Here is a 16,568-nt window from a genome sequence, read left to right as displayed (position 1 = left end):
GTCGGCTCACCACCGCGTGGGTCAGTAGCCGGTGAAGTAGTCCGTCCTCACCCGCCTGCACCGCTTCGCCAGGCCCGGGCGCACCGCGTTGACCATGGCCGGCGGACCCGAGACGTACGCGATGCGGTCGGCCAGGTCGGGCACGGCGGCCGCGATGAGGTCGACCGACAGGAACGGCGCCTCGACGTACGACCAGCCGTCGGGCAGCGACGCGGGCCGCTGGGGGCAGACCAGCACGACGCGGGCCCCTGCGAGCTCGTCCACGAAGGGGACCTCGCCCGGCGTCGACGCCCCGTAGACGAGCACCGCGTCGCGTGACGGCTCGTGCGCGAGCTGGCTCAGGAACGGCGTGATGCCGATCCCGCCGGCCACGAGCAGCACGGGCACGGAGGGATCGGCCGGCAGCACGAAGTCGCCGCCGACACCCGTGCCGTGGACACGCTCGCCCGGCTCCAGGTCGAGCAGCGCCCGCTTGAAGCTCGAGCTGGGCTCCGGCACCCGGAGCGCGACGGACACGAGCCCCGAGGCGTCGGGGGGCGAGGAGATGCTGAACGTCCGGCGGCTCCCCCGACTGTCGGTGCGGGCATGCGGGACGGTCAGCTCGACGTACTGTCCCGGCACGAACCGGACGGGTCGCCGCGCGCGGAACACCAGCTCGTGCGTCTCGGGCGTCAGCCGGCGCGTCTCCTCGAGCTCCAGCACCAGGCCGCGTCGCCGGGCGAGGGCGAACGCCACGAGGTTGCCGATCAGCAGCGACAGCTCCGGCGTGATCGCGAAGACCCCCAGCGACGGCGGGTTGTCGGTGAGGAAGCCGATCCACATCGGGTAGGCGAACGCGACCGCTGTGACCGCCGCGACCGCGAGCTGCTGGCGCCGCCGCGGCGGCAGGGTGAGCGGCTCGCTCAGCATGAACCCCGCCAGGAAGACGATCGGGTAGGAGTAGAACGTCGTCTTCAGGACGTCGACGAACGACTGGTCCGGACCCGCGACGTCGAGCAGCCGCGCGACGATCAGGACGGTGGCGATCACCACGAACACCGCCGCGACGTCCAGCCGGCGCGTCCGCCACAGCACGAGCAGGGCGAGGACCAGGACGAACGGGAACAAGCGCTCGGTCGCGGCGGTCTGCCAGATCGCGTTGATCCGCTCCTCCCGGCCGACGATCTCCTGGCCGACCACGACCAGGAACGCTCCGGCCGCGGCCGGGTTGAACACGTGCCTGCCGCGCCACGCGAGGACGTACTTGGAGGCGTTGGCGAGCACGGCAGCGAGCGCGAGCCACACCAGGTTGCCCGTGTCGATCGACAGCAGGGGCACGAAGAGGAAGAACAGCAGCAGAGCCGTGATGACGGCGGACTCCGCGTGCGGGCGGACCCGCCAGAGCAGGCCCAGCACCCGGTTGCTGACGTACGACGCGATGAGCAGCACCGCGAGGCAGACCAGGTTGTCGCCCGTCGACAGGCCCTCGATCACGCCCGTCGCGGTGAAGACGGAGTAGACCACGACGAGCAGCAGCAGGCTCAGGGTCACGAGGCGGTACGTCGTGACGCGGCCGAGCTGTCGGTCCAGCAGGTCCCTCATGTGAACACCTCTCCGGGGAAGTTCTCGGACCACTCGACGCGGCCGTCGGCGTGCATGCGCACGAACTCGTGGGGGAATCGCTGCGCGAGCAGGTCGGCACGTGCGAAGAAGTGCGCGGTGGCCAGCCCGTCGGCGCGCATGCACGAGCGCGGCACGACGACCCAGGTCGCGCGGACGTCTCGGGTGGGGCGCCCCGTGCGCGCGTCGAGCACGTGGTGGAGACCGTCGCCCCACGCCCGGCGGTTCGTCGCGGAGGCGCACAGCGCCTGGCCGGGGCCGACGTCGACGACGCCGATCGCCCGGGTGGGATCGTCCGGATGCTCCATCGCGATCCTGGTCGGGTCGGGGTCGTGGTGGTAGATGTCGCCGCTCGCGTCGATCGTGAAGTCGTCCACGTACGTCCCCAGGACGCCCGCGACGAGATCGACCAGGAGGCCCTTGCCGGCGGCACCCACGTCGAGCAGGATCGGCTGACGGGTCGTCAGGACCGGCGGGTCCCACGAGATCGAGTCCCAGTCCGGGACCGCAGCCGGGTCGTCCGCGGCCCTGAGCGAGTAGCCCGCGTCGTAGCCGAGCTCCGCGAGTCGGCGCCCCACCAAGGGGTTGACCGCTCCGTGGGTGGCCTCGTGCAGCTCGCCGTAGAACGAGAGCAGCAGGTCCGCCTCGTCCGGCAGCGTCCACCGCCCCGGCCGGCGGGCGATGTCCGCGACGAGCGAGTCGTCGCGGAACCGCGACCAGGCACGGTCGAAGCACTCGACCCGATGCGCCACGTCAGCCTCGGCACCGGCCGGAAGCGGCGCCCGCGAGTCGATCTGCCATGCGGTGCCGATCGCCTCGAACGTCCAGGCGTGCACGTCAGGCCCGGGCTTCGCCCTTGATGGTCTCGATCGCCTGGTTGAACCCCTGGCTCGTCAGCGACGAGCCGGCAACCTTGGAGACCGACAGGTCGTCGAGGCTCTTGCCCACGACCTGGTCGGCGACGCCGCCCGCGAACTTGTTCTGGTACTGCTTCGAGGTCAGGTCGTCGGCCTCGGGCGTCACGGTGACGTCCGAGATCTTGCCGTCGGCGACGGTCAGGTCGACCTTGACCGTGGACTCGCCACCGGGGTTGGTGTAGCTGCCCTCGGCGGAGTAGTCGCCGTCCGCGTACGACCCGGGGGAGGAGTCCGCCGCGTCCGTGGTGGCGGCGTCGCCCGGAGCGGCCGAGCTCGACGTCTTGGGGGACGCGGCGCCGTCGGACTCGCTGCTGCCGCATGCCGCGGTGATCAGCAGGACCGACGCGGCGGCCGCAGCCGAGAGCATCTTCTTGTGCGCAGGAAGTTTCATCGTCGGGCTCCAGGTGTCGGGGGCAGGTGAATGAAGGTTCAACCGTAGAACGAGGGGCGCCGGGGCCGAGTTCCTCGATGAGAGAGTTCTCATCGGGCCAGGTCTGCGAGGGCCGCGGTGGCGGCATGGAAGCCGCCCATCCCGTGGACCCCTCCCCCCGGCGGGGTGGACGCCGAGCAGATGTAGAGGCCCTTCGCGCCGAGCGAGTACGGATTCGGCGACATGCGGGGGCGCATCACGAGCTGCCACGGATCGTTGGCGCCGCCGCCGATGTCCCCGCCGACGTAGTTGGCGTTGTGCGCCTCGAGCTGGGCGGGCCGCGTCGTGGTCTGCGCGACGATCCGGTCGCGGAAGCCCGGCGCGAAGCGTTCGACCTGCCGGGTGATCGCCTCGGTCGCATCGCCGGTGTAGCCGTTCGGCACGTGCGCGTACGTCCACACCGGGTGCACGTTGCCCGCGGACCGGCCGGGATCGGCCAGGTACTGCTGACACGCCAGCACGAACGGCCGCGCGGGCATGCGCCCCGCGTGGACCTCGCGCTCGGCCGCGTCGATCTCCTCGAGGGTTCCGCCGAGGTGCACCGTGCCGGCCTGGGCGGCCCACTCATTGGCCCACGGCACTCCGCCCTCGACAGCGAAGTCGACCTTGACGACCCCCGGGCCCGAGCGCCACCTTCGCAGCGGTCGACGGACCCGGCCCGGGAGGCGGTCGCCCGCGACCTGCAGGACCGTCCGGGGGGAGGTGTCGAAGATGACGATGTCCGCCTGGGGCAGCTCGGTCACCCGGTGCCCCGTCTCGATGCGGCCCCCGTGCTCGATCACGTCCGAGGCGAGGGCGTTCGCGATCGCGATCGAGCCGCCCTTGGCGACGGGCCACCCGTACGCGTGGCTCGTCACGGCGAACATCAGCCCGAGACCGCCGGTCGTCGGTCGACCCAACGGGTGCATCGCGTGGGCCGCGAGCCCGGCGAACAGCCCGCGCGCCTCCTCGGTCTGCCAACGCCGGGCGATCCAGGACGCCGGCTGCAGCGCCCGCAGCCCGAAGCTCGCGAGCAGGAGCGGATGCCTCGGCACGTGCAGGACGGGGCCGAAGATCTCCTCGATGAGCGCATCGCTTCGCCGGACCAACGGCGCGAAGAGCCGGCGCCAGGCCTCGCCGTCGATGCCGAGGCCGTCGACCGTGCGGTCGAGGTCGCGGAAGAGCACCCCGGCGCGTCCGCCGTCGAGCGGGTGGACGGCATCGACCTGCGGCCACAGCCACTCCAGGCCGTGCCGCTCGAGATCGAGACTGCGAAAGAACGGCGATGCGACCCCGGTCGGGTGGGTCGCCGAGCAGATGTCGTGCAGCACGCCCGGGACGTTGAGCTCGGCCGAGCGGGTGCCGCCACCGATCTCGTCCTCGGCCTCCAGCACCGTCACCGCGACGCCTGCGCGGGCGAGCACGACGGCGGCGGCGAGGCCGTTCGGACCGGATCCCACGACGACGGCTGAGGTCATGCCACCGACCCTAGCCGGGCCCCCTCCGCCACCCCCGGGCCCGCGTCCTGTGACCCCGGTCACCCCTTGAGCGGTCGCATGGCAAGACGGGTTCGACGGCGTGGGACGACCCCTTAGGCTTGCCTAAGGGGCAACCTCCCCTTCCACAGAACTCCCGTCCTCAGGAGCAGTGCATGAGCAGGCAGTTGCGAGTCGCCGTCATCGGTGCCGGCCCCGCCGGCATCTACGCCGCCGACATCCTCACCAAGTCCGAGGGCGTCGACGCGCGCGTGGACATCCTGGACCGCGACCCCACGCCGTTCGGCCTGATCCGCTACGGCGTCGCGCCGGACCACCCGCGCATCAAGGAGATCGTCAAGGCGCTCAAGCGCGTCCTGTCGAACCCGGACATCCGCTTCTTCGGCAACGTCAACTACGGCTCGGACCTCAAGCTGGACCACCTCCAGCAGTTCTACGACGCGGTCATCTTCGCGACCGGCGCCCGCGCCGACCGCGATCTCGACATCCCGGGCATCGACCTCAAGGGCTCGTTCGGGGCCGCGGACTTCGTCTACTGGTACGACGGACACCCGGACGCACCGCGCGAGTGGCCGTTCGAGCCGCACGCCGAGTCGGTCGCGGTCCTCGGCGTCGGCAACGTCGGGCTCGACGTCGCCCGTATGCTGGCCAAGACCGCCGACGAGCAGCTCGTGACCGAGATCCCGCAGAACGTCTACGAGGGTCTCAAGGCCAATGCGGCCAAGGACATCCACGTCTTCGCCCGTCGCGGCCCCGCCCAGGTGAAGTTCACCCCCATGGAGCTGCGCGAGCTGAGCCACTCCCCCAACGTCGACGTGATCGTCCACCCCGAGGGCTTCGAGCTCGACGAGGGCTCGATGGACTCGATCCGCGCCTCGAAGTCGGTCAAGCTCGTCGTCGACGTGCTGCAGAACTACCTGGCCAAGGAGCCGAAGGGTGCGGACCACCGCATCCACATCCACTTCTGCCAGAACCCCGTCGAGGTCCTCGGCGAGGACGGCCGGGTCGTCGGCCTCCGCACCGAGGTCACCGAGCTCGACGGCACGGGCAACGCCCGCGGCACCGGCGAGTTCAAGGACTGGCCCGTGCAGGCGGTCTACCGCGCGGTCGGCTACCGGTCGGACAACCTGGCCGGCATCCCGTTCGACAACAACACGGCCACGGTCCCCAACGACGGCGGCCGGGTCATCGACATCGATGGCGAGCCGCTGCCCGGCGCGTACGTCACGGGCTGGATCAAGCGCGGACCCGTCGGCCTGATCGGTCACACCAAGTCGGACGCCGCCGAGACCATCCGTCTCCTGCTCGAGGACGTCGACCGCCTCCAGCCCCCCGCGAGCCCCGACCGCGAGGACGTCGACGCGTACCTTGCCGGCCGCGGCATCGAGTTCACGACGTGGGAGGGCTGGGAGAAGCTCGACGAGCACGAGATCGCCCTCGGCGAGGCGGCCGGGCGGGCGCGCATCAAGGTCGTCCCGCGCGACGAGATGCTGCAGATCAGCCGCAGCTGAGTCAGGCCGGGCGGCCCTGCATGTTGCAGATCGTGTCGTGCATCGCCTCGTCGGGCGGGGCGGTGCACGGCAGCGGCTGCAGGTCCGGCCGCGCCCGCAGGCCGTCGAGCAGCAGTGCGAGGTAGCGCCGCCACAGATCGGGCTGTGCGCTCGTCGTCATGACACTGATGACCATGAGCTGCATGCCGAGATCGGTCACGCCGACGTCGGGGCGCAGCGTGCCGTCGTCCTGGGCGCGCCGCACCAGCTCCTCGAGGATCGGCCCCAGTCGTTCGCGGCCGATGCTGCGGTGCGCGTCCTGGGAGATCGTCTGCGCCATGACCTCCTTGAGCCCGCGGTCGGCGACCTGGTGCTCGAGGGCCTGCTCGAGGAACCACGCGAGCCCCTCGTAGGCGTCCGCCATCTCTGCGGACCGCTCGGCGATCGTGACGATCTCGGCGATCCGGGACTCGAAGAGCGCCTGGACCAGCTCGGCCCGCTCCGGGAAGCGTCGATAGACCGTGCCCACCCCGATGCCCGCACGGCGGGCGATCTCGTCGTAGCCCGCGTCGAGCCCGTGCTCGGCGAACACCTCCACAGCCGTGTCGAGGATCAGCTGACGGTTGCGAGCAGCGTCGGCGCGCAGGGGGCGTTCCGCCTCCGCCGCCTCGATGCTCGTGGTCATTCGCCCATGCTACGGGAGCGGAGCCGATTCTCCGGTTCGTGCGGCATCTCACACACTCAACTGGAGCCAAGGTTCCGGTTCTGTCGTACATTGAAACGGAAGGGGGTTTCCACTTCTTCGTGACCTCACAAGAGCTGGAGATCCCATGGCCCGCACGATCACCGAGGACCGGGCGCCCGAGCCCGCGGTCGGCACGACCAATCCTCATCATGCGACCCGCTGGGTGATCCTCGCCGTCATCGCGCTCGCCCAGCTCATCGTCGTGCTGGACGCGACGATCGTGAACATCGCGCTGCCGACCGCGCAGGAGGCCCTCGGGTTCTCCAACGACAACCGCCAGTGGATCGTGACCGGCTACGCCCTCGCGTTCGGCTCGCTGCTGCTGCTCGGCGGTCGCCTGAGCGATCTGGTCGGACGCCGACCCATGTTCATCGCGGGCCTGATCGGCTTCGCCGTGGCGTCGGCCGTCGGCGGTGCCGCGCAGAACTTCGAGACCCTCGTCGGCGCCCGCGTCGCCCAGGGCGTCTTCGGCGCCCTCCTCGCCCCCGCGGCGCTGTCGCTGCTGACCGTCACGTTCGTCGACGCCAAGGAGCGCGCCAAGGCGTTCGCGATCTTCGGCGCGATCTCCGGCGGCGGCGGCGCGATCGGCCTCATCCTCGGCGGCGCGCTGACCGAGTACCTCTCGTGGCGCTGGTGCCTCTACGTCAACGCCCCCCTCGCGATCCTCGCAGTCCTCGGCGGCGTCTTCCTGCTCAAGAAGCAGCCGAGGTCCGAGGACGCCAAGGGCATCGACGCCCCCGGCACCGTCGTGGTCATCGCCGGCCTGATCTCGTTCGTGTACGGCTTGGCGAGCGCCGAGTCCGACGGCTGGGGCAGCGCCACCACGTTGATCTGCATCGGTGTCGGCCTGGCCCTGCTCGCCCTCTTCGCAGTGATCGAGAGCCGCGTCGAGGAGCCCCTGCTCCCCCTGCACATCGTGTGGGACCGCACGCGCGGCGGCTCGTTCCTCGTGGTCGCGATCGTGGGCATCGGCCTGTTCGCGGTGTTCTTGTTCCTGACCTACTACGTCTCGCTCACGCTGGGCTACACCCCGCTGAAGACGGGCTTCTCGTTCGTCCCGATGATCCTCGGCATCATGGTCACCGCGACCAGCTCGGCGGGGCTCGTCGCCCGCATCGGCCCGAGGATCCCGGTGTTCGTCGGCATGCTGCTCGCCGCCGTCGGCATGGTGCTGTTCGCCCAGCTCGACCTCGACAGCACGTACGCCGCGAACATCCTGCCCGGTCTCGTCATCACGGGCCTTGGTGTCGGGCTGTCGATGGCCCCGGCGTTCAGCGCTGCGGTCTCCGGCGTGGACGCCGAGCACGCGGGTGTCGCGTCCGCGTCGGTCAACACGTTCAACCAGATCGGCGGCTCGATCGGCACCGCGGTGCTGAGCGCCTTCGCCGCGACCGCCACCTCGGACTACCTGGCCGGCAGGACCCCGTCCGCCCTCAACCAGCAGCTCGCGGCGATGCACGGCTACACCACGGTGTTCTGGTGGTCCGCGGCGATCTTCGCAGTCGGCGCCGTCATCTGCGGGGCACTCCTCCGGAGCGGACCCATCACGATCGATCCGGACGCGGCGCCGGTCCTGGCTCACTGAGGAGCCGAGACCCGTCATGTCCACCCTCACCGGACAGCAGCGCGGCCCGGCCCGCGGGACTCCCTCCCCGCGTGGGCCGGCCGTGTCTGCGCATGCCCTGCGCGCAGGGCGCCGAGTCGCGTCGTCGACCGGCCTCCGGGAGGTGGCCGTGCTCGCCGGTCTCTGGGTCGCGTACAGCATCAGCCGCCTCCTGGCCACCGACGACCTCGCTTCCGCACGTGCGCGAGCGGGCGACATCCTGCACGTCGAGAGCCTGCTCCACCTCGACTTCGAGTCGTGGCTGAGCTCAACGGTGGGCGCCGTCACGCAGATCGCGGTGCCGATGTCGTTCTGGTACGCGACGCTGCACTACGTCGTGACACCGGCGGTCCTGGTCCTCGTGTTCCTGCGGCACCGCGCCGACTACCCGCGCGCCCGCAACGCGATCGTGATCGGCTCGGCCATCGGGCTGGTCTGCTACGTGCTCCTGCCGACCGCACCCCCGCGGCTCATGCCGGGCGGCCAGTATCTCGACGTCCTCGCGATGACCTCGACGTTCGGCTGGTGGGGCGGTGACGCGTCGGCCCCCGCCGGGCTCGGCCACCTCACCAACGAGCTGGCGGCCATGCCGTCGCTGCACGTGGGCTGGACCGTCTGGGTCGCCTGGGCGATCTGGCGTCACACGGGTCTCGTCGGGCGCGCGATCGCCTGCCTGTACGTGGCCGGGACGACCTTCGTCGTCATCGCGACCGGCAACCACTGGGTGCTCGACGCAGTCGCCGGGGCCGCGGTCGTGGCCGTCGGCATCGTCCTCTCCGGACGCATCGCGTCCCGCACTCCCGCTGACGACCTGGCCAGCAGATGATCGCCCCCCTGCTGGGCTTCGCGTTCGCCTTCGCCGAGTCCGGCCTGGGCCTCGGCGCGGTGATCCCCGGCGAGGTCGCGATCACGAGCCTCGCGGCGAAGACGGACGGACCGCTGGCGCTCGCGGTCCTGGGCGCAGCGGTCGCGCTCGGGGCGACGGCCGCGGACCACCTCGGACTCTTCATCGGACGGGCAGGCGGACCACGTCTGCGGGAGTCGCGGCTCATCGCCCGGGTCGGGGTCGAGCGCTGGGACCGCGCCGGCCGCCTCATGCAGCGCCATGGGTTCTGGGCCGTGCTGGCCAGCCGCCTGCTGCCCCTCGTGCGCACCGTCATGCCGGTCGTCGCGGGTGCGGCGCACCTGCGCTACCGCTGGTTCCTGCTGGCCTCCGTCCTCGGCGCGATCGCCTGGTCGAGCCTGTGGGTCGGCGCCGGCGCCGGCATCGCGGCAACCGGCGTCCTGGACGACCCCTGGCTCGTCGGTGGACTCGTCGCGGTGATCGTGGCGGGCCTGGTCATCCGTGCCCTCGTGCGCCGCCGGCGAGCTCGCACGGCACCCGAGCCGACCGGATCGGCTCCGATTTCGGCCACGGAGCCCGGCGAGATATTATGACGTCCTAGGAATTTACTAGGACGTCCTAGTGATTGAGGAGTGCTGCATGAGCGGAATCGACAAGGTCGGAGTCATCGGCGGAGGGCTGATGGGCTCGGGCATCACCGAGGTCGCCGCTCGCGCGGGTCTTGACGTCGTGGTCATCGAGATCAGCCCCGAGGCGGCCAAGGCCGCCGCCGAGCGCGTCGAGGGCTCTCTGCGCAAGGCTGAGTCCCGGGGCAAGATCGAGTCCGCCGAGGTCACCGCGGTCCTGGACCGGATCCGGTTCGAGACCGATCTGGAGACGCTGGCCGACCGCGATCTCGTGGTGGAGGCCGCCAGCGAGGACGAGCAGATCAAGCTCGAGCTGTTCCGTACGCTCGGCCGGGTCCTGACCAAGGACGACGCGATCCTCGCCTCCAACACGTCCTCGATCCCGATCGTCAAGCTGGGCGCGGTCTCGGGCCGTGCGCACCACGTCATGGGCGTCCACTTCTTCAACCCCGCGCCGGTCATGCAGCTCGTCGAGCTCATCCCGTCGCTGACGACGTCCGCCGAGACGCTCGACCGCATGCGCGGCTGGGTCACCGACACCTTGGGCAAGCAGCCGATCGACGCGACCGACCGCGCCGGGTTCGTGGTCAACAGTCTTCTCGTCCCGTACCTGCTGTCCGCGATCCGGATGTACGAGGCGGGCTACGCCTCGGCCGAGGACATCGACCGCGGCATGGTGCTGGGCTGCGGCCACCCGATGGGCCCGCTCGCCCTGTCCGACCTGATCGGCCTGGACACCATCAAGGCGATCGGCAAGTCGATGTACGACGAGTTCAAGGAACCCCTCTACTCACCCCCGCCGTTGCTCGACCGCATGGTCGACGCCGGACTGCTCGGCAAGAAGTCCGGGCAGGGCTTCTACGGCTACGAAGGACGCTGACGATGACCGACGCCGACCAGGCAACCGACATGTTCGTGCTCTCCGAGGAGCACCAAGCGATCCGCGAGGCCGTCCGGGCCGTCGCCGAGGACAAGATCGCCCCCTTCGCCGCCGACGTGGACGCGCAGCCGCGCTTCCCTCAGGAGGCCGCCGACGCGCTCCTGGCGTCGGACTTCCACGCTCCCCACGTGCCTGAGCAGTACGGCGGCGCCGGTGCGGACGCCCTCGCGACCGTCCTGGTCATCGAGGAGGTCGCCCGTGTCGACGTGTCCGCCTCGCTGATCCCCGCGGTCAACAAGCTCGGTTCGCTGCCGGTCCAGATCGGCGGCAACGAGGAGATCAAGGCCAAGTACCTCGGCAAGCTCGCGCGCGGCGAAGGCGGCTTCTCGTACTGCCTGTCCGAGCCGGACGCCGGCTCCGACGCCGCCAACCAGAAGACCCGCGCGGTCCGCGACGGCGACGGCTGGGTGCTCAACGGCGTCAAGCGCTGGATCACCAACGCGGGCGTCTCGGAGTACTACACGGTGCTCGCCCAGACCGACCCGACCAAGCGCACCAAGGGCATCACCGCGTTCGTGGTCGAGAAGTCCGATCCCGGCGTCTCGTTCGGTGCCCCGGAGAAGAAGCTCGGCATCAAGGGCTCGCCGACGCGCGAGGTCTACCTCGACAACGTCCGCATCCCCGGCGACCGCATCATCGGCGAGGTCGGCGAGGGCTTCTCGATCGCGATGAAGACGCTCGACCACACCCGCGTGACGATCGCCGCCCAGGCTGTCGGCGTCGCCCAGGGCGCCCTGGACTACGCGCTCGGCTACATCCAGGAGCGTCAGCAGTTCGGCCACCCGATCAGCGACTTCCAGGGCCTGCAGTTCATGGTCGCCGACATGGGCATGAAGATCGAGGCCGCCCGCCAGCTCACGTACGCGGCCGCCGGTCGCTCCGAGCGCGGCGACAAGGACCTCACGTTCTTCGGCGCGGCCGCCAAGGCGTTCGCCTCCGACACCGCGATGCAGGTCACGACGGATGCCGTCCAGCTCCTCGGCGGCTACGGCTTCACCGCCGACTACCCGCTCGAGCGCATGATGCGCGATGCCAAGATCACCCAGATCTACGAGGGCACCAACCAGGTGCAGCGCGTCGTCATGGCGAGACAGCTGCTCGCCGGGGTGCAGTCGAAGCTCTGAGGACCTAGGTCCCCGTTTTTTTCGGGTCCCGCGGCCGTGGCGCCGTCGCGCCGGGCGCCCCAGCGTTGCACCTGACCCCCAGGGAGAAGGCGACGATGAGCGGTGGACCGGTGGTTCTCGGCGATGACGGCACCCGCGGAGCGGCGATGGACTTCGCTCTGGCGGAGGCGCAGCGGCGGCACGCGCTGCTGAAGGTCGTGCACTGCGCGCCGCTGCCGACGGATCTCGGCGACCTCGTGGCCAGCGAGGCGGCCCACCGCGAGGTGCTGTCCGCGGGGCAGGAGCTGCTCGACAGGACCGCGCAGCTCATCGAGCAGCGCCGGGCCCAGGTCGACGTCGAGTACGTGCTGTCCGACCTCCCGCCGACCCAGCACCTGCTCGAGGAGTCAGGGACAGCGCAGCTCCTGGTCACGGGCATCGACGACATCCCGTGGTACGACCGACTGTTCGGCGGGGCCGTCGCCAGCTATCTCGCAACCCACGCGGAGTGCCCGCTGGTCACCGTCCCCAAGCATCTCGACGACGGCCGGCGGCACGAGGGTGTCGTGGTCGCCCTCGACGGCACGTCGGATGCACGGCCGCTGCTGTCCTTCGCCTTCGAGGTCGCACAGGGGTGGGGAACGACCCTGCACGCCGTGCGGATGGTGTCGGTCGGCGCCGTGCCCGACGTGGTCGAGAGCGCCCGCGCCAATCTCAGCGAGGTCCTCGCCGGGTGGGGCGAGAGCTACCCAGACGTGCGGGTCGAGCAGGAGGTCGTCGTCGCCGAGCCCAGCGACGCCTGCATCGCCGCGACCAGTCGTGCCGAGCTCGTCCTGGTGGGCCGGTCGGGCCGGCACCGGATCCGCCGGCCGACCGCGGCCGCCCTCGTGCGGCACGCCACGTGCCCGGTGGCCGTCGTGCCACTGGATCCGCGGCCGGCCGCGACGTGACGGAGGGCCCGGAGCGAGAGCTCACCTTGACCCAGCTCCTGGCGATCAGGATCAGGACAGCGGACGGCAGGAGCCTGGGGCGCCTCCGGGACCTTCGGATCGAGCGGCTCGCCCCCGGCTCACCGGTCGATCGCGTCCTGCTGGGCGCCGGTCGCGGCGACCGCTACGTCCTGCCGTGGTCCATGCTCGACCTCACGCCGGACGACAGCGTCGCGTCGACGCTCCGGCTCCGCTCGGAGGAGATCGGCAGCCACCGCGTGCGGGACGACGAGCCGTCGCGGCCCGGGTCGGGGGCGGTCTGGCTGGGTCGGGACGTCCTCGACTCCCAGGTGGTCGACCTGTCGGGCAGCCGACTCTCCCGGGTGTCGGAGGTGTTGTTGCGGGTCGACCACCATGGTGCGCCTGTGCCGATCGCCGTCGACCTGGGCGTCGGCGCGCTCATGGCCCGCATCGGTCTTCGCGCCGCCGCACGTCACCTGCCGCGGGTGATCGTCCCGTGGGACGATCTCTACCTCGCATCCGCGGGCGGTCACCGCTCGGAGCTCGCCGTGTCCACGGATCGGTTGGGTCGCCGGGACGCGTCCGTGGTCGCCGAGATCATCGCTCGTCTGCCGCTCAGGAGATCTGCCGAGGTCCTCCAGGCCGTCCCCTCGTCCCGCGCGGCCACGGCCCTCACGGCCAGCAACCGCGCCCTGCGCCGTCGGCTGGTCCGGCTGCTCCCCGCGCGCCGCTCGGACGCACCGGTCGTCAGCCACGACCGCGACTCGGTGACCGATGGCCGCAGGCTCCTTCGGACGGCGGGGTGGCGCGTCCCGCGTCCTCGGAGGACGAGCCGATGAGCGGTGCCCCGGCGTCTGTCGGCAGCACGGTCCCCCGTCCCGGTCCGCTGCGGCGCTGGCGACTGCGGCTCGTGGCCCTCATGGCCGTGGTGGGCCCCGGGCTGCTGGCGGGACTGTCCGACGACGACCCGGCCGGCATCACGACGTACTCCGTCCTCGGGACCGACTACGGCTATCAGCTGTTGTGGGTCCTGGCCCTGTCGACCCTGGCGCTGATCATCTTCCACGGACTCGCGGTGCGGGTCGGTGTGGTCACCGGGCAGGGACTCCTCGGTCTGGTGCGGGACCGCTACGGCCCCCGCGTGGGCTCCATGACCCTCGTGCTGCTGCTCATCGCCAATCTCGGCACGACGTGCGCCGAGCTCGCCGGCGTGGCGGCCGGCCTGGAGCTGTTCGGCGTCAGTCGCTACATCGCCGTGCCCGTCGCTGCAGCCGGTGTGTCGCTGCTGGTCCTCAAGGGAGCGTTCCACCGGGTCGAGCACGTCCTGATCGCGTTGGCCGCGGTGTTCGTCTGCTACGTCGTGGCAGGCGTGGTGGCAGATCCCGACTGGGGGGCGGCGGTACACGGCCTGGTCACGGTCTCGATGCCCGTCGACCGGGACGCGGCAGTCATCGTGTGTGCGACCGTCGGCACCACATTGGCGCCCTGGGGGCTCAGCTTCATCCAGTCGTACGCGGTGGACAAGAAGCTGACGGTCGACGACCTGCCGTCCGAGCGCATCGACGTGGTCGTGGGCTCGATCCTCACCGGTGTCATCGGCTTCTTCGTCGTGGTCACGTGCGCCGCGACCCTGCACCCCGTGGGCGCCTCGATCAGCGACGCCACGGACGCGGCCGACGCCCTCAGACCCCTGGTGGGCAAGGAGGCGCCCCTGCTGTTCGGCGCCGGGTTGATCGGCGCCGCGGTGCTCGCGGCGGCGATCCTGCCCCTGTCCACGGCGTACTCGGTGTGCGAGTTCATGGGCCGGGAGGGGGCGCTGGACGACGGCTTCTCCGGGGCTCCCCTGTTCTACAGCACCTACGTCACCATCATGGGCACCGCGGCAGCGCTCGTGCTGCTTCCCGGCGTCTCGCTCGTTCCCGTCCTGGTGCTGACCCAGGTGCTCAACCTCGTCCTCGTCCTGCCGCTCATGGTGATCATGTACCGCCTGGGCCGCGACCCCGGCGTCATGGGGACCTACAGGGTCTCGGAGCGGACCAGGGCCGTGTACCTCGCCGCGATCGTGCTGGTCGGTCTGTGCGTGACGGCGCTCGCGGTCCTCCTGCTCCCCGGGCGTTGACGCCACGCAGCGCGTGACGGTGGACGGCGACTGGGGCCCTTGGTCCCACCGATCGTGGCCCACCGGCGGTGACGGGGCGGGGTCCGCCCACCTGATCGTGAGAGCACCATCTCGAACCAGGAGCTCCCCCCCATGTCCAAGCCTGTCACCGTCGGCATCCTCGACAAGCAGCCCAACGTGCTGTCCTACGCCATCCGCGCTGCCGCCACCGGGGACAGCGTCCTCCGCGTCGTCCACGCCGCTGGCTTCCCGGCCCAGTCCGCAGACTTCTACGCCGGGATGGAGCTGCTGGACGATCTTCGCGCCGCCGGCCAGGGGGTGCTCGACGACGCCCGGGAGCTCGTCGAGCACGAGGCGCCCGACCTCACCGCCGAGTACGTCCTGACGACCGAGACCCCCCTCCACGCTCTCAAGCACGAGGCCGCCCAGGCGCGCATGCTGGTGCTCGGCTCGGACCAGGTGTCCTGGTTCGACCGGCTCCTGCGCAGCCGGGTCTCCGGACATCTGGCCCTTCACGCGGCATGCCCGGTCGTGGTGGTGCCCACGCTGCCGTCCGCAGAGGATCTCGGCCGACGGGTCGTCCTGGCGCTGGACGGCGACGCCTCGGACGAGGGCCCGGTGCGGTTCGCCCTCGAGCAGGCCGCAGCGCGCCGCGGGCCGCTCAACGTCGTCCATGCCCTTGCTGCGGGTGTACCCCCGAGCGAGGTCGGTCGGCTGCGCGCCGAGGTGAGCGGGGTGCTGGAGGACGCGAGCGCCGCCTACCCCGACACGCCGATCTTCACCTCGTTCTCCGTGGGAGAGGTCGGGCACGCGATCATTCACGAGGCCCGTCAAGCCGGGCTCGTGGTCGTCGGCAGGCCCAGCGGCCCCGCCAGGATGTTCTCCCGTCCGGTGGCCACCCAGGTCCTGCGTGAGGCGCACTGCGCGGTTGCCATCGTCCCTCCCACCTACAAAGGCCCCTGAACACAGATGCCCACACCACCCCCGGTCTCAGCCGGTATCGGACCCGACGAGGCACCCGGAGTGCTGCGCTACGCCACCATGGAAGCTGCACGGCGCGGGGCGACCCTGCGACTGGTCCACGCCTACACCGTCCCTCCCGCCACAGTGGGCGCGATGTACGGCTACGACTTTCCGGCCAGCTTCCGGGAGGCCGGACAACAGCTTCTGGACAGGTCTGCGGCGATCGTGTCGCACCTGGAGCCCGACGTGCGCGTCGAGCAGGTGCTGGTCCGTGGCACCCCCGCCAGGACCATGGAGGACGAGAGCCGCCTCGCCCAGCTGGTCGTCGTCGGTGGCGACACCGACAAGCCGCTGCTCATGCGTCTGTACGAGGGGCGCACGGCAAGCCACCTGGCGCGGAACGCCCACTGTCCCGCCGTGATCGTGCCTGCGGACTGGTCGGCGACACCCGTCGGCGGGGATGTCCTGGTGCTGGTGGACCACCACCAACCCCCGGACGAGGCGACCATCGACTTCGCGGCCGCTCACGCCCGACGGCTCCGTTGCGAGGTCATCGTCGTCGACATCGGCCCTCGTGCACGGCAGGTGGTCCACGACGCCGCGGCGACCGACGAGTCGGGTCTGGTGGTCGTCGGCCGTGACTCCCACCCCGGCCGGAGCCACCTGGCTCACCTCCTCGACGCGCCGACCTCGTGCCCCATAGCAGTCGTGCCCCCCTCTGCTCCCTCCGTTCGCAGGACCTAGGTCCCCGGGATCATCGGCCC

The 16,568-nt window shown here is 71.1% G+C and carries 16 protein-coding genes; 11 read left to right on the top strand and 5 right to left on the bottom strand.

Features of this window, described 5'->3' with window-relative positions; translation table 11 throughout:
* Positions 1-21: 21 nt before the first annotated feature.
* The 4 genes from GEV27_RS01950 to GEV27_RS01935 form a co-directional block, all read right to left on the bottom strand.
* Positions 22-1,581 carry an FAD-dependent oxidoreductase gene (locus tag GEV27_RS01950; RefSeq protein ID WP_153933333.1) on the bottom strand — a complete coding sequence of 520 codons (1,560 nt, stop codon included), beginning with the start codon at positions 1,579-1,581 and terminating at the stop codon, positions 22-24.
* Positions 1,578-2,435: an FAD:protein FMN transferase gene (locus GEV27_RS01945; RefSeq protein ID WP_309221980.1), complete on the bottom strand. Its 858-nt coding sequence runs from the start codon at positions 2,433-2,435 to the stop codon at positions 1,578-1,580. The genes GEV27_RS01950 and GEV27_RS01945 overlap by 4 nt, the downstream gene beginning before the upstream one ends.
* A gap of 1 nt (position 2,436) precedes the next feature.
* The gene (locus GEV27_RS01940) at positions 2,437-2,907 is read right to left on the bottom strand and encodes an FMN-binding protein (RefSeq protein WP_153933332.1); all 471 of its coding nucleotides are present in this window, start codon (positions 2,905-2,907) and stop codon (positions 2,437-2,439) included.
* Between the two features lie 89 nt (positions 2,908-2,996).
* Positions 2,997-4,403: an NAD(P)/FAD-dependent oxidoreductase gene (locus GEV27_RS01935; RefSeq protein ID WP_153654639.1), complete on the bottom strand. Its 1,407-nt coding sequence runs from the start codon at positions 4,401-4,403 to the stop codon at positions 2,997-2,999.
* A gap of 173 nt (positions 4,404-4,576) precedes the next feature.
* Between GEV27_RS01935 and GEV27_RS01930 the strand changes: the two genes are divergently transcribed.
* Complete coding sequence (locus tag GEV27_RS01930; RefSeq protein WP_153933331.1) at positions 4,577-5,932, top strand: FAD-dependent oxidoreductase; 1,356 nt, start codon at positions 4,577-4,579, stop codon at positions 5,930-5,932.
* A 1-nt stretch (position 5,933) separates the two neighbouring features.
* On the opposite strand, the gene GEV27_RS01925 is transcribed toward GEV27_RS01930, so the two are convergent.
* The gene (locus GEV27_RS01925) at positions 5,934-6,596 is read right to left on the bottom strand and encodes a TetR/AcrR family transcriptional regulator (RefSeq protein WP_153933330.1); all 663 of its coding nucleotides are present in this window, start codon (positions 6,594-6,596) and stop codon (positions 5,934-5,936) included.
* 145 nt (positions 6,597-6,741) lie between these two features.
* Here GEV27_RS01925 and GEV27_RS01920 point away from each other — a divergent pair, with 145 nt between their 5' ends.
* The 10 genes from GEV27_RS01920 to GEV27_RS01875 all read left to right on the top strand — a co-directional run bounded on the left by GEV27_RS01920 (position 6,742) and on the right by GEV27_RS01875 (position 16,548).
* Complete coding sequence (locus GEV27_RS01920; protein ID WP_153933329.1) at positions 6,742-8,241, top strand: MFS transporter; 1,500 nt, start codon at positions 6,742-6,744, stop codon at positions 8,239-8,241.
* Positions 8,242-8,389: 148 nt separating this feature from the next.
* Entirely contained in the window at positions 8,390-9,085 is a 696-nt protein-coding gene (locus tag GEV27_RS01915; RefSeq protein ID WP_194944105.1) for a phosphatase PAP2 family protein, read from the top strand.
* Positions 9,082-9,696 carry a DedA family protein gene (locus GEV27_RS01910; protein ID WP_153654644.1) on the top strand — a complete coding sequence of 205 codons (615 nt, stop codon included), beginning with the start codon at positions 9,082-9,084 and terminating at the stop codon, positions 9,694-9,696. The genes GEV27_RS01915 and GEV27_RS01910 overlap by 4 nt, the downstream gene beginning before the upstream one ends.
* A gap of 46 nt (positions 9,697-9,742) precedes the next feature.
* Positions 9,743-10,609 carry a 3-hydroxybutyryl-CoA dehydrogenase gene (locus tag GEV27_RS01905; protein ID WP_153654645.1) on the top strand — a complete coding sequence of 289 codons (867 nt, stop codon included), beginning with the start codon at positions 9,743-9,745 and terminating at the stop codon, positions 10,607-10,609.
* A gap of 2 nt (positions 10,610-10,611) precedes the next feature.
* Positions 10,612-11,793, top strand: coding sequence for an acyl-CoA dehydrogenase family protein (locus tag GEV27_RS01900; RefSeq protein WP_153933327.1), 1,182 nt, complete (start codon positions 10,612-10,614; stop codon positions 11,791-11,793).
* A gap of 95 nt (positions 11,794-11,888) precedes the next feature.
* A complete protein-coding gene (locus GEV27_RS01895) occupies positions 11,889-12,722 on the top strand; it encodes a universal stress protein (protein WP_153933326.1) in 834 nt (277 codons plus the stop codon).
* A 26-nt stretch (positions 12,723-12,748) separates the two neighbouring features.
* Positions 12,749-13,561 (top strand): hypothetical protein, encoded by an 813-nt coding sequence (locus tag GEV27_RS01890; protein ID WP_153933325.1) that lies wholly within the window; start codon positions 12,749-12,751, stop codon positions 13,559-13,561.
* Entirely contained in the window at positions 13,558-14,841 is a 1,284-nt protein-coding gene (locus GEV27_RS01885; RefSeq protein WP_153933324.1) for an NRAMP family divalent metal transporter, read from the top strand. The genes GEV27_RS01890 and GEV27_RS01885 overlap by 4 nt, the downstream gene beginning before the upstream one ends.
* Positions 14,842-14,973: 132 nt before the next feature.
* Positions 14,974-15,804 carry a universal stress protein gene (locus GEV27_RS01880; RefSeq protein WP_153933323.1) on the top strand — a complete coding sequence of 277 codons (831 nt, stop codon included), beginning with the start codon at positions 14,974-14,976 and terminating at the stop codon, positions 15,802-15,804.
* A gap of 6 nt (positions 15,805-15,810) precedes the next feature.
* On the top strand, positions 15,811-16,548 hold the full coding sequence (locus tag GEV27_RS01875) for a universal stress protein (RefSeq protein WP_153933322.1): 738 nt from the start codon (positions 15,811-15,813) through the stop codon (positions 16,546-16,548).
* The last annotated feature ends 20 nt before the right edge of the window (positions 16,549-16,568 follow it).

This window comes from Aeromicrobium sp. S22 (assembly GCF_009661045.1).
GTDB lineage: Bacteria > Actinomycetota > Actinomycetes > Propionibacteriales > Nocardioidaceae > Aeromicrobium > Aeromicrobium yanjiei.
The sequence above is the reverse complement of the archived record's forward strand: the minus strand, read 5'-3'. Positions and strand labels throughout refer to the sequence as shown.